The organism is Oceanicella actignis (genome assembly GCF_008124525.1).
Taxonomy (GTDB): domain Bacteria; phylum Pseudomonadota; class Alphaproteobacteria; order Rhodobacterales; family Rhodobacteraceae; genus Oceanicella; species Oceanicella actignis.
On the sequence record NZ_VNHJ01000002.1, the window covers coordinates 340,911 to 353,530 of the forward strand.

General features: G+C 71.2%; 12 protein-coding genes. 5 read left to right on the plus strand and 7 right to left on the minus strand.

Features of this window, described 5'->3' with window-relative positions:
• The first annotated feature begins 149 nt into the window (after positions 1-149).
• Positions 150-878: a FadR/GntR family transcriptional regulator gene (locus LY05_RS04275; RefSeq protein WP_148922213.1), complete on the plus strand. Its 729-nt coding sequence runs from the start codon at positions 150-152 to the stop codon at positions 876-878.
• A gap of 306 nt (positions 879-1,184) precedes the next feature.
• On the plus strand, positions 1,185-2,813 hold the full coding sequence (locus tag LY05_RS04280) for a thiamine pyrophosphate-binding protein (protein ID WP_148922214.1): 1,629 nt from the start codon (positions 1,185-1,187) through the stop codon (positions 2,811-2,813).
• A 7-nt stretch (positions 2,814-2,820) separates the two neighbouring features.
• Here the strand turns inward: LY05_RS04280 and LY05_RS04285 are convergent, their stop codons facing one another.
• Together LY05_RS04285 and LY05_RS04290 are read right to left on the minus strand one after the other, a co-directional pair.
• Positions 2,821-3,342, minus strand: coding sequence for a MarR family winged helix-turn-helix transcriptional regulator (locus LY05_RS04285; protein ID WP_072746767.1), 522 nt, complete (start codon positions 3,340-3,342; stop codon positions 2,821-2,823).
• 65 nt (positions 3,343-3,407) lie between these two features.
• Positions 3,408-4,364 (minus strand): glycosyltransferase family 2 protein, encoded by a 957-nt coding sequence (locus tag LY05_RS04290; protein ID WP_211356276.1) that lies wholly within the window; start codon positions 4,362-4,364, stop codon positions 3,408-3,410.
• 199 nt (positions 4,365-4,563) lie between these two features.
• Here LY05_RS04290 and fdhF point away from each other — a divergent pair, with 199 nt between their 5' ends.
• Positions 4,564-7,338: a formate dehydrogenase subunit alpha gene (fdhF, locus tag LY05_RS04295; protein WP_148922216.1), complete on the plus strand. Its 2,775-nt coding sequence runs from the start codon at positions 4,564-4,566 to the stop codon at positions 7,336-7,338.
• Positions 7,339-7,341: 3 nt separating this feature from the next.
• Here fdhF and LY05_RS04300 read toward each other — a convergent pair whose 3' ends face one another.
• Entirely contained in the window at positions 7,342-7,941 is a 600-nt protein-coding gene (locus LY05_RS04300; RefSeq protein ID WP_148922217.1) for a histidine phosphatase family protein, read from the minus strand.
• A gap of 171 nt (positions 7,942-8,112) precedes the next feature.
• Entirely contained in the window at positions 8,113-8,319 is a 207-nt protein-coding gene (locus tag LY05_RS04305) for a cold-shock protein (protein WP_148922218.1), read from the minus strand.
• A gap of 218 nt (positions 8,320-8,537) precedes the next feature.
• Between LY05_RS04305 and LY05_RS04310 the strand changes: the two genes are divergently transcribed.
• A complete protein-coding gene (locus LY05_RS04310; protein ID WP_072746762.1) occupies positions 8,538-9,023 on the plus strand; it encodes a hypothetical protein in 486 nt (161 codons plus the stop codon).
• 36 nt (positions 9,024-9,059) lie between these two features.
• A complete protein-coding gene (gene cutA / locus LY05_RS04315) occupies positions 9,060-9,380 on the plus strand; it encodes a divalent-cation tolerance protein CutA (RefSeq protein ID WP_148922219.1) in 321 nt (106 codons plus the stop codon).
• Between the two features lie 25 nt (positions 9,381-9,405).
• Here the strand turns inward: cutA and LY05_RS04320 are convergent, their stop codons facing one another.
• Genes LY05_RS04320 through LY05_RS04330 form a run of 3 tightly spaced genes read right to left on the minus strand, consistent with a single transcriptional unit; the run spans position 9,406 to position 12,494 of the window.
• The gene (locus LY05_RS04320; protein ID WP_072746760.1) at positions 9,406-10,788 is read right to left on the minus strand and encodes a TRAP transporter large permease; all 1,383 of its coding nucleotides are present in this window, start codon (positions 10,786-10,788) and stop codon (positions 9,406-9,408) included.
• Positions 10,785-11,426, minus strand: a complete 642-nt coding sequence (locus LY05_RS04325; protein ID WP_148922220.1) for a TRAP transporter small permease subunit — start codon at positions 11,424-11,426, stop codon at positions 10,785-10,787. Before LY05_RS04325 ends, LY05_RS04320 begins: the two co-directional genes overlap by 4 nt.
• A 57-nt stretch (positions 11,427-11,483) precedes the next feature.
• Entirely contained in the window at positions 11,484-12,494 is a 1,011-nt protein-coding gene (locus LY05_RS04330; RefSeq protein ID WP_072746758.1) for a C4-dicarboxylate TRAP transporter substrate-binding protein, read from the minus strand.
• Positions 12,495-12,620: the final 126 nt, after the last annotated feature.

Consider the following 12,620-nt stretch of genomic DNA (forward strand, 5'->3'; position numbering starts at 1 on the left):
CTCGCCCTCGTCCGCGCCTTGTCCTCGGCCGAAGGTTCCGCGCGGGGGCGGGCGCTGTCAACGGCAAATGTCTGACAAATGAAAAAATGGCGGATTTGACCGCGCCGGCGCCCGCTTCTATCCTGCCGCCAAACTGCGCGGAGCCCGGCATGAGCATCGAATATCAGCCCCTGACTCGCGAGGGGCTCGGCGTCCAGATCGCCGACGCGATCCGCGAGGCCATCGTCGAAGGCCGCCTGATGGTGGATGAGCGCCTGCCCGGCGAGACCGAGCTGGCCGAGCGTTTCGGCGTCTCGCGCGCGACGGTGCGCGAGGCGCTCAAGCGCCTGGCGGCGCAGAACCTGATCCGCACGCGCCGCGGCCCGGCGGGGGGCGCCTTCGTCAACCGGCTCAGCCGCGACGAGGCGCAGGAGACCATCGTCACCGTCTCGCGCCTGATGATCGGCATGAACGAGATCGACTTCGAATCGGCGGCCGAGGCGCGCTTCGCGCTCGAGGCCGCATGCCTGCCCCTGGCCGCCGAGCGGCGCGAGGACGCGCATCTGGCCGCCATGCGCGCCGAGGTCGCCGCCCAGCGCGACCCCGAGATCGACGACGAGGCGTTCTGCGCCTCGGACGTGCGCTTTCACTGCGCGGTGGCCGAGGCGGCGGGCAATCCGATGCTGGCGATGCAGATCTGCGGCGCGGTCGAGGCCATGCAGCCGCTGATGAACATGCTGACCTACCGGCTGCGCGACCGCAAGGCGGTGGCCGCGCTGCACGAGGGCATGGCCGACGCGCTTGAGGCGCGCGACGCGGCCGCCGCCCGCGGCCGGCTGGACGAGCTGGCCGCCTATGCCGCGACCCTGGCCGCCGCGCGGCGCGCGCGCGCGGGCTGAACCGCGCGGCGCCGGGTCCTGGCGCGCGGATCGGGGGCGACCCGGCGCTGGCGCAAGGTCGGCCCGCGGTCGGCGATTGCGCCCTTCGCCCGCCGCGCCGATCCGCCCCGCCGATCGTCCCGCCGATCGTCCCGGTCCGCCGCGACGGCCGGACGCCTGGCCCCGGTCGGGCGCGCCGGGCCGCGTTCACGATCTTCACGATCGCGCGCGCGTCGCCGCGGGCCCCTCGCCGCGCGCGCGCCCGCAAGCGAGGATGGCGGCGCTCGCGCGCATCCCGCGCCGCCGCATCGCAAGGAGCCGCCCGCCATGCCCGCATCGTCGCATCCGCCCAGCTGCGCCGACGTCATCGCCCGCCGCCTGCATGACGAGGGCGTGCGCCACGCCTTCGGCATTCCCGGCGGCGAGGTGCTGGCGTTGATCGAGGCGCTCGAGCGCGCGGGCATCCGCTTCCACCTGGCGCGGCACGAGAACGCCGCCGGCTTCATGGCCGAGGGCGTGCACCGCATGACCGGCGCGCCGGGGGTGCTGGTCGCGACGGTGGGGCCGGGCGTGGCGAATGCGGTCAACGTCGTGGCCAACGCCGCGCAGGATCGCGTGCCGCTGATCGTCGTGACCGGGCGCATTCCCGAGGACGAGGCCCTGACCTTCCCCCACCAGGTCTTCGACCACCAGGCGGTGCTGCGTCCGCTGGTCAAGGCCAGCTTCGAGGCCCGCCCCGGCGCCTGCGGCGCGATGATCGACAAGGCCGTTCGGCTGGCCGCCGATCCGCGCCCGGGCCCGGTGCATGTCGACGTGCCCACAAGCGTCGCCGCCGCGCCCGAGCGCGCCGCCCCGCCGCCGCCGCGCGCGCGCCTTGGCCCGGCGGCGCCCGCGCCCGGTCCCGCGCTGGACGAGGCGCGCGCCATGTTCCGCGCCGCGCGCCGCCCGGTGCTGATCGCGGGGCTGGACGTTCTGTCCGAGCCGGGCGCGCCCGAGGCGGTGCGCGCCTTCGCCGAGCGCTTCGGCGTGCCGGTCGCGACCACCTACAAGGCCAAGGGCGTTCTGCCCGAGGACCACCCGCTGAGCCTTGGCGGGCACGGGCTGTCGCCGCGCTCGGACGCGCTGGTTCTGCCCTTTCTGCGCAAGGCGGACATGGTCATCTGCGCGGGCTATGATCCGATCGAGATGCGCGCCGGCTGGCGCTATCCGTGGGATCCGGCGCGCGCGGTCGAGTTCGCCGCCGCGCCTCCCGTCCACCACATGCACCATGCCCGCCGCGCCTGGGTCTGCGGCGTCGCCGCCGGGCTGGCCGCGCTGGCCGAGGGGGCCGAGCCCGCCGCGCTCTGGCCCGAGGGCGAGCCGGCCGCGCTGCGCAAGGCGCTGGCGCGCGCCTTCGCGCCGCCCGAGGCCTGGGGACCGGGGCAGGCGATCGCCACTCTGGCGCGGCTCACGCCGCCCGACGCCGTGGTGACCGTGGACACCGGCGCGCACCGCATCCTGCTCAGCCAGATGTGGCGCTGCGCCGCGCCGGGGCGGCTGCTGCAATCGACGGGGCTTTGCACCATGGGCTGCGCGCTGCCGCTGGCGGCGGGGGCGGCGCTGGGCCGGGCGGGCGCGCGGGTCGTGGCGGTGCTGGGCGACGGATGCCTCGACATGACGCTGGGCGAGCTGGCCACCTGGCGCGATCTCGGCCTGCCGCTGACCGCGGTCGTGCTGGCCGATGACTCGCTGTCGCTGATCGAGCTCAAGCAACGCGCCGACGGCCGCCCCGAGGCCGGCGTCGCCTTCGGGCGCAGCGACTATGCCGCCGCCGCCCGCGCCCTGGGCGGACGCGGGGTCGAGGTCGGCGACGCCGATTCGCTGGCCGCGGCCTATGCCGGGGCGCTGGACGCCGATGCGGGCTTCTCCCTCATCGCCGCGCGCATTCCCCGCGGCGCCTATGAGGGGCTGATCTGACGGCCCGTCAGACCGCCATGGCCAGCTCCAGCGCGCGGGCGTAGTGGCTCTCGCACTGGCAGGCGCAGCCGGGGCGGCACTTGCCCTGGTTCTGCGGCTCGTCGAAGACCAGGGCGCGGCGCTCGAGCTTGCCGATGGCCGCGTCGAGCGCCTCGCGCTCGGCCGGCGCCAGCCCCTCCATCAGATAGGCGGCGCGTTCGCCCACGATGCGGCCGACCTCGCTCTGGATCGCGCGCCCCTCGGGCGTCAGGCGGATGAGCTTGATGCGCCGGTCATGCGGCGATTCGCGCCGGGTGATGAGGCCGCGATCCTCGAGCCGCGACGCCGCGCGGCTCATCGACACCTTGTCCATGGCGACGCGGCGCGCGACCTCGCGCGTCTCCATCTCGGGGGCCTCGGCGGCGGCGGCCAGAACGCGCCACTCGTCCCGCGTCAGCTGGAAGCGGCCGGCGTAGATCTGCGCCATGGCATGGCTGACCGCCTCGGCCATGCGGGCCAGCCGCCAGGGAAAGAATGTCTCGAACTGCATCCGCCCTCTCCTGATCGTTGCGGATGCAATCTGTCACATGCGAAAGCGTCGCGACTTGACTTGCGTCAATTCCGGCGCTCTGCGGACGGCAGCTCTGCCAGAAGCTGGCGGCTGCGCAGCTCGGCCAGCAGGGTGCGGTTGGCGGCCGCCATGTCGGCCAGCAGCCCGCCCACGGCCAGCGCGCCGCCCACCGCCATCAACCCCGAGCCGATCGCCAGCGACTGCACGTGGCCCGCGCCGTCGCCCGCCGCCCAGAACCAGGCGAAGCGCCCGAAGGCCCAGACCCCCGGCGCAAGGAACAGCGCCGCCAGCGCGCCGAAGAAGCGCAGCGGGTTGTAGAGCGCGAACACGCGCACGATCACCGCCGCCGAGCGCCACACATACCCGGCCACAGAACGGATGAGCCGCGAGGGGCGCGTGGGCGGGTTGGTGCGGATCGGAACCCAGGCGACGGGAATGCCCAGCCGCCCCGCCTGGATCAGCGTCTCGAGCGTGTAGGTGTGGCGGTTGAACACGTAAAGCCGCACCGCCGCGTCGCGGTGAATGGCGCGAAACCCCGAGGGGGCGTCGGGCGCCTCGATTCCGGCGGCGATCTGGACCGCCCAGCTGCCCAGCCGCTGAAGCAGCTTCTTGAGCGGCGAGAAATGCGCGATCTCGGCGATCGGGCGGCGGCCCACGACCATCTGCGCCTCGCCGCGCAGGATGGGCGCCGTCAGGTCGGGAATGCAGGCGGCGTCATACTGGTTGTCGGCGTCGGTGTTGACGATGACGTCGGCGCCGGCGCGCAGCGCCGCCTCGAGTCCCGCCATGAAGCCGGCCGCCAGGCCGCGGTTGCGCGGCAGCCGCACCACATGGTCCACGCCGCAGGCGCGCGCGACCTCGGCCGTGCCGTCCTCGGACCCGTCGTCGATCACCAGCCATTCCACGCACGAGAATCCCGGCACGTCGCGCGGAAGCTCGGCCAGCGTCGCGGGCAGCTGCTCGGCCTCGTTGTAGCATGGGATCTGAATGATCAGCTTCACCGCGCGCCCCTTCGCCTGCCCCTGACGGCTCCTCCGGCCCGCACAATGCCTTGCGGCGCGCGCGGGCGCAACGCGGCGCATGTTCGGCGCGCCATGGCGCGAAACCGCCCCGCCGCGTCGATTTCCGGTCGTCCGAGGGGCGCGCGCGGGTGCATACTCGGCCCCGGCGACAGGTGCGAAGCGGAGCGCGAAGCGGACGATGACCGAAACGATCAGGTTCATTCTCGACGGCGCCGAGGTCGAGGCGCGGCCCGGGCAGACGATCTGGGAAGCGGCCCATGGCCGCGGCCTGGTCATTCCTCATCTGTGCCACAAGCCCGCCCCCGGCTACCGCCCCGACGGCAATTGCCGCGCCTGCATGGTCGAGATCGAGGGCGAGCGCACCCTGGCCGCCTCGTGCATCCGCACGCCGACGCCGGGCATGGTGGTGCGCACCGACAGCGCCCGCGCGCGCGCCGCACGGCGCGCGGTGCTCGAGCTGCTCATGGCCGACCAGCCCGCCGAGGATCAGGCACCCGACCGCTCGTCGCATCTGCGCCGCGTGGCCGAGGGGCTGGGCGTGCGTCAAAGCCGCTTCCCGACCCGCGAGGCCGCTCACGCTCCGCGCCCGGACGCCAGCCACGTGGCCATGCGCGTCAACCTTCAGGCCTGCATCCACTGCAATCTGTGCGTGCGCGCCTGCCGCGAGGTGCAGGTCAACGACGTCATCGGCATGGCCGGCCGCGGCGCCGAGGCGAAGATCGCGTTCGATTTCGACGATCCCATGGGCGACAGCACCTGCGTCGCCTGCGGCGAGTGCGTGCAGGCCTGTCCGACCGGCGCGCTGGCCCCGGCCGCCGCGCTGGACGAGGCCGGGCGCGGCGATCTTGGCGCATGCGACCGCGAGGTGACCTCGGTCTGCCCCTATTGCGGCGTCGGCTGCCAGCTGACCTTCAAGGTGCGCGACGACCGCATCGTCTGGGTCGAGGGCGCCGACGGCCCCGCCAACCGCAACCGGCTGTGCGTGAAGGGGCGCTTCGGCTTCGACTACGTCGCGCATCCGCACCGCCTGACCCGCCCGCTGATCCGCCGCCCGGACGCGCCGCCCAAGGGGCTGAACGTGGACCCGGCCAATCCCTGGACCCATTTCCGCGAGGCCAGCTGGGACGAGGCGCTCGACGTCGCCGCCGCCGGCCTCGCGCGCCTGCGCGAGGCGCATGGCGGGCGCGCGGTGGCGGGCTTCGGCTCGGCCAAGTGCTCGAACGAAGAGGCGTATCTGTTCCAGAAGCTGATCCGGCAGGGCTTCGGCCACAACAACGTCGATCACTGCACGCGGCTGTGCCACGCCTCGTCCGTGGCCGCCCTGCTCGAGAACGTCGGCTCGGGCGCGGTCACCGCCACCTTCAACGAGATCGAGAACGCCGACGTCGCCATCGTCATCGGCGCCAACCCGGTCGAGAACCACCCCGTCGCCGCCACCTGGTTCAAGCGCTTCGCCAAGCGCGGCGGCAAGCTGATCGTGATGGACCCGCGCGGCGTCGGCCTGCGCCGCCATGCGTGGAAGATGCTCCAGTTCCGGCCCGGCTCGGACGTGGCCATGCTGAACGCCATCATGCACGTCATCGTGGAGGAAGAGCTTTACGACGCCGAGTTCATCGCCCGCTTCACCGAGAACTGGGACGAGATGAAGGCCCATCTGCGCGCCTTCCCGCCCGAGAAGATGGCCGATCTGTGCGGGATCGACGCGCAGACCCTGCGCGAGGTTGCGCGCGCCTTCGCCGGGGCGCGCGCGGGGATGATCTTCTGGGGCATGGGCGTCAGCCAGCATGTGCACGGCACCGACAACTCGCGCTGCCTGATCTCGCTGGCGCTGATGTGCGGGCATGTGGGCCGGCCCGGAACCGGGCTGCACCCGCTGCGCGGGCAGAACAACGTGCAGGGCGCCTCGGACGCCGGGCTGATCCCGATGTTCCTGCCCGACTATCAGAGCGTGACCGACGACGGCGTGCGCTCGGCCTTCGCCGAGATCTGGGGCTCGGGCGACTGGTCGGCGGAAAAGGGGCTGACCGTGGTCGAGATCATGGACGCCATTCACGACGGCGCGATCCGCGGCATGTACATCCTGGGCGAGAACCCGGCCATGTCCGACCCGGACCTGTCCCATGCGCGCGCCGCGCTGGCTAGGCTGGAGCATCTGGTGGTGCAGGACATCTTCCTGACCGAGACCGCCAACTACGCCGACGTCATCCTGCCCGCCGCCGCCTGGCCCGAAAAGACCGGCACCGTCACCAACACCAACCGCCAGGTGCAGATGGGCCTCCCCGCCGTGCCCCCGCCCGGCGAGGCGCGCGAGGACTGGCGGATCATCGTCGACCTGGCCAACCGGCTGGGTCTGGACTGGCGCTACGCGCATCCGCGCGACGTGTTCGCCGAGATGAAGCGCGGGATGAAGTCGCTGGACAACATCACCTGGGAGCGGCTCGAGCGCGAGGCCGTCACCTACCCCTCGCTCTCGCCCGACGATCCCGGACAGGCGATCGTCTTCGGCGACGGCTTCCCGCGCCCCGAGGGACGTGCGCGCTTCACCCCCGCGAAGGTCACGCCGCCGGCCGAGACGCCCGACGACGAATACCCGCTGATCCTGACCACGGGCCGCCAGCTCGAGCACTGGCACACCGGGTCGATGACCCGCCGCTCGCGGGCGCTCGACGCGATCGAGCCCGAGGCGAACGCCTCGCTGCATCCGCGCACGCTGGCGCGGCTGGGCGCGAAGCCGGGCGACATGCTGCGCATCGAGACGCGGCGCGGGGCGATCCGCATCATGGCCCGCGCCGATCGCGCGGTGGCCGAGGACATGGTCTTCGTGCCCTTCGCCTATGTCGAGGCGGCGGCCAACATCCTGACCAACCCCAAGCTCGACCCCTTCGGCAAGATCCCCGAGTTCAAGTTCGCCGCCTGCCGCGTCACGCCCGAGCCGGCCGCGGCCGTCGGCTGACCCTCAGACGGGCGGCGCCCCGGCGTCGTCCAGAAGCTCGGCCGCGCGCTGCTTGTCCAGCGCGCGGTGCCGCCAGACGTCGGCGGCGGGCATGACCCGCAAGGGCAGCGCGTTGGGCACGCGGCGCAGGGGCGGATCGACCTTCACGCGCGTCTGCGCCGCCAGCCAAAGCCCCCCATGCGCCACGATCAGCGTGTTGGGGCCGCGCGCGACGGCGCGCTTCATGGCCTCCCATGCGCGCGCGGCGAATTCGGCGAAGGTCTCGCCCCCCGGCGGGGCATAGGCGCCGCGCCAATACTCCATCAGCCACGGGCCATGCGGCTTGCCCTGATGCTCGCCCAGGTGACATTCCTTCAGCCCGTCGTCGAGGATCACCTTCAGGCCCTTGGCGTCGGCGACGATCTCGGCCGTCACGCGCGCGCGCGCCAGCGGGCTGGCCACGATGTGCGAGACCGGCTGATCGCGCATCAACTCGGCCGCCCGCATGGCCTGCGCATAGCCGACCGCGTCCAGCTTCACGTCCAGCTGGCCCTGAGTCACGCCCTTGGCGTTCCACTCGGTTCGGCCGTGGCGCAGGAAATAGAAGGGGTGTTCGAATGCCATGCGAGCGTGTCCCTTTCGCGCGGGAATGATCCAATGATGCCGCGCTTTGGTTAACGCAGTCTTCGGCGGCGCGAAAGCGCGCCTTGCGCACGCGAAAAAGCCCCGCCGTCGCCGGCGGGGCTTTCGCAAGTTCTCTCGGGCTGCGGGCTTGACGCCGCGCCGCCCGCCCGGTCAGGGGTAAGAGACGTTGCCGGCCGAGCTGCGCCCGTCGCGGCCGCGCTCGAGTTCATACTCGATCTTTTGGCCGTCGGCCGGGGCCGACAGACCCGCGCGCTCGAGCGCCGAGACGTGCAGGAACACGTCGTTGCCGCCCGCGTCGGGCTGAATGAAGCCGAAGCCTTTGGTGGAGTTGAACCATTTCACGGTGCCGGTGGCCATGTCGCCAATCCTTCGCATTGTCGCCGCGCGCGGAATGCCGCGGCTGTGGCTGGTCAGTCTCAAGACGCCAGCACCAGTCGAAGGACAGTCACCGTAGTCAGTCAGAGATAGATCGCAGCGCCCTTGTGCCCCGAATCGCAGGGCATGGCAAGGCATTTTTTCCCAACGGCGTAGCGTGCGAAACCTTTGGTGAACGGATTCGGCGCCAGGATGCCCGCATGAGCACGCCCTTCGCCATATGCCCCGACCCCGCGCCGCTTCCTGCGCACGCCGCCTGCACGCTGCGTCTGCTCGATCGCCGCTCGGACCTTCTGGTGCGAGAGGTCGCGGCCCTGCGCGCCGCCTGCGCCGCGGTCAAGCGCCGGCGTCCATTCCAGATTCTGGGCGCGGTCGTTCTTCCGGCCGAGCTGCGCCTGGTGATCCGCGCCCCCGATCACGACCTGCAGGCGCGGCTGAGCGCGATCAAGGCCGGCTTCATGCGCGCTCTGCCGCCGGAAGAGAAGCGGCGCTCGATCCTGCTGCGGCGCAAGGATGTCGGCGTCTGGATGCGCGGCGCCGTCATTCGCCCTCTTGCCGACGGACGGGCCTTGCGCGAAGAGATCGAGGCGTGCTGGCGCGCACCGGTTCGCGCGGGCCTGGCCGCCGACCCGTCGCAATGGCCGTTCTCGTCCTATCGGCGCGATGCCTCGGCCCGCGCGGCGTGACGGGCCTTGGCGCAAGCCGCAGCAACGGAGGGCCGCATGATCGTTCTTGTCGAAACCACCGCCTCGTCGCGCGACGAGGCCGAGCGGATCGCCCGTCTTTGCGTCGAGCGGGGGCTGGCCGCCTGCGCCAACATCGACGAGGTGCGCAGCATCTATCGATGGCAGGGCGAGATGCAGGAGGAGACCGAGTTCCGCATCCTGCTCAAGACCGCGCGGGAATCGCTCGATGCGCTGTCCGCGCTCATCCGCGCCAACCACAGCTATGAAGAGCCGGCGATCCTGGCGCTCGAGGTCCGCGGCGGCAGCCCCAGCTTCCTGGCCTGGGTGAAGGAGAATTCGCGGGGCGAAGGCGGCTGATCGCCGGCCCTCGCCCCGCCGCGGATCAGCCGCCGAGCTGCGCGGGCAGCCACAGGACGATGCCCGGGAAGGCGATCAGCACCGCCACGGTCAGAACGTCGGCGATGAAGAAGGGCGAGGCGCCGCGGAACACGTCCTGCACCGAAATGTCGGGGCGCACCCCCGCCACCACGAAGCAATTGAGCCCGATCGGCGGCGTGATCAGGCACAGCTCGGCCATCTTCACCACGATGATGCCGAACCACACCGCGCATTCGGGGCCCGTCATGCCCAGCGCCGAATCGGCCGCCGACACCCCCATCCCGCCGTTGAGCGCGATGACCGCCGGGAACGTCACCGGCAGCGTCAGGATCAGCATGCCGATCGCGTCCATGAACATGCCCAGCACGACATAGGCGCTGAGGATGAGCAGCAGGGTCAGCATCGGGGGCTGCTCCAGCCCCGCCACCCACGAGGCGAAGGCGCCCGGCAGGTCGGCGAAGCCCAGATAGCGCACATAGATCAGCACGCCCCAGATCATGGTGAAGATCATCACCGTCAGCTTGGCGCTTTCCATCAGCGCGCCGCGCAGCTGCGACCAGCGCATGCCGCGCCAGAGCGCCATCACCAGCACCACGAAGGCGCCCAGCGCGCCCGCCTCGGTGGGCGTGCCCCATCCGCCGTAGATGCAGAAGATGATGATCGCAACCACGAACATGATCGGGAAGGCGCCCGGCAGCGTCTGAAACCGCTCGGCCCAGGTGAAGCCCGTCACCGGCGGGCCCAGATGCTTGCGCGTCTTGGCCAGGGTGATCACCAGCCCGCCATAGATCACCGCCGACACCGCCCCCGGCAGGAAGCCCGCCAGCAGAAGCTGCCCGACCGAGCTTTCGGTGATGATCGCGTAGATCACCAGAATGGCCGAGGGCGGAATCAGCGAGGCCAGCGTGCCGCCCGCCGCCACCACGCCGGCCGCGAAGCGCTTGTCGTAGCCCAGCTTCAGCATTTCGGGGATCGCGATGCGCGCGAACACCGCCGAGGTCGCCACCGACGCCCCCGAAACCGCCGCGAAGCCCGCCGTGGCGAAGACGGTCGCCACCCCCAGCCCGCCCGGCAGCCAGCCGACCCACCGCTTGGCCGCTTCGAACAGCGCCTTGGTCAGCCCCGCATAATAGGCCAGGTAGCCGATGAGGATGAAGGTCGGGATCAGCCCCAGCACATGGGTCGAGGTCTTGGAATGCGGCACCTGGCCGGCGATGCGCACCGCCGTGGTCAGCCCGCGCTCCCACCCCTGGCCCTTGTCGAAGGCGAAGACCGTGAACAGGCCGATGAAGCCGATCAGCGCGGTCGCGAAGGCCACGCGAACGCCGATCACCACGAGAAGGATCAGAAGCCCCGCCAGAAGAAACGATGTCTCGATCGTCGTCATCGCGCCGCTCCTCCATCGCCGCTGGCCTCGTCCTCGAGCCCCGAAACCGTTTCGGCCTCGTGCCTGGCCTGGGCGGCGGCGTCCTCGATCAAGGGGACCGCCACGGGGGTCAGCTCGCCCGCGGCCAACGCGCGCCAGTAGGCCCACAGCTGAAGCGTCAGCCGCACCGCCAGCAGCGCGAACATGATCGGGAAGGCCAGCTTGGTCGGCCAGATCGGCAGGTTGATGTCCACCGTCGAGTCGCCCAGGCGGATCGCGCGTTCGGCATGATCCCAGGTTCCGTAGATCAGCGCCGCGGTGATGATCAGCATCAGCAGCGTGCTCAGCAGCTCGAACGCCCAGACGGCGCGGCCGTTGAGCTTGCCGATGACGAAATCCATGCGGATATGCCCGCCCAGCCGCTGGCAATAGCCGATGCCGAGCACCGCCATCAGCGGCACCGCCTGGATCATCCAGTCGATGTAGCCCGAGATCGGCGCGTCGAACAGCTTGCGCCCCAGGATGTTCGCCACCGAAAGCAGCATGACCGCCAGGATCAGCAGCCCGCCCGCAAGGTTCAGCGCGCTCTCGACCCTGAACAACGCGCGGTCGAGGCGGCTGAGCAGGGAGTCGTCCTCAAGGACCGAATGCGATGACATGTCTCGCCCTCTCGTCGCCCGGCGCCGTCGGCGCGGCGCCGGGCCTGCCCGCCGCGCTCAGCGCGTCTTGGCCAGGGTTTCCTGAACCAGGTCGTAGAGCTCTTGCGCGGGGATGCCCTGCGCGCTCATCTGGGCGATCCAGGCGTCGCGGATGGGCGCCGCGGCCTTGTCGCGGAAAGCCTGCAGTTCGGACTCGGGCAGGCGCACCTTCTGCACGCCCTTTTCCTTGAGCACGGCTTCCCAGCGGTCCAGCAGCTTGCCGTAATTGGCTAGATAGTGCTGGATCGCCGGTTCGATCGAGCTGTCGAGCGCGGCGCGATGCTCGGGCGACAGCGCCTCGTAGGCGTCGATGTTGACCACCACCGGGCAGTTGACGGTGCCGGGGTTCAGGTTCTCGGTCCACCACTTGGCGATGTCGATGGTGCCGTAGGACAGATGCGCGTGCTGCGCGAAGGCGACCGCGTCCACCACGCCCGATTCGAGCGCGCTGTAGGCCTCGGTCGCGGTCACCGAGGTGGGCACGGCGCCCACGGCGCGGAACGCCTCGCCGATGCCGCCGGTGGCGCGCACGCGCATGCCCTTGAAGCTGTCCAGCCCCGTCGGCGCATCGCCGACGCCGGCCAGGTTGTATTGCGGCATGGGCGAGGGCATCAGAAGCTTCGCGTTCCAGCGCGCCAGGTCCTTCTGCACGGCCGGATGGGCGTAGACCGCGTTGCTGACGGCCACCTCCTGCTCCAGCGTCGAAACGCCGAGGAAGGGCAGCTCCAGCACGGTGATGGTCGGGTTCTTGTCGCGGTGATAGCCGGCGCAGAACTGCGCCATCTCGAAGGCGCCGATCGAGATGCCGTCGAGATTCTCGCGGTTCTTGGACAGGCCGCCATAGGAGATGTTGAGCGTGAACTCGCCATTCGTCTTCTGCGCGACCAGCTCGGCCAGCTTCTCGACATGCTCGGTGAAGGCGCGGCGCTTGCCCCAGACCGAAACGTTCCATTCGACGGCATAAGCCTCGGCTGCGAAGGCGCAAAGCGCCGTGGCTGCAAGCGCGATGCGCGCGGTTTTTCTGATCATGCGAACCTCCCGATCGTTGCGCCGCGCAGGGCGCGGCCGTTTGCGGGCGGCGTCTTTGCGCCGCGCTCAAGGCCCACAAGCTAAACGCTTCTTCGGCGAAGCCAACGATTTTCTGAACGCAAGGGG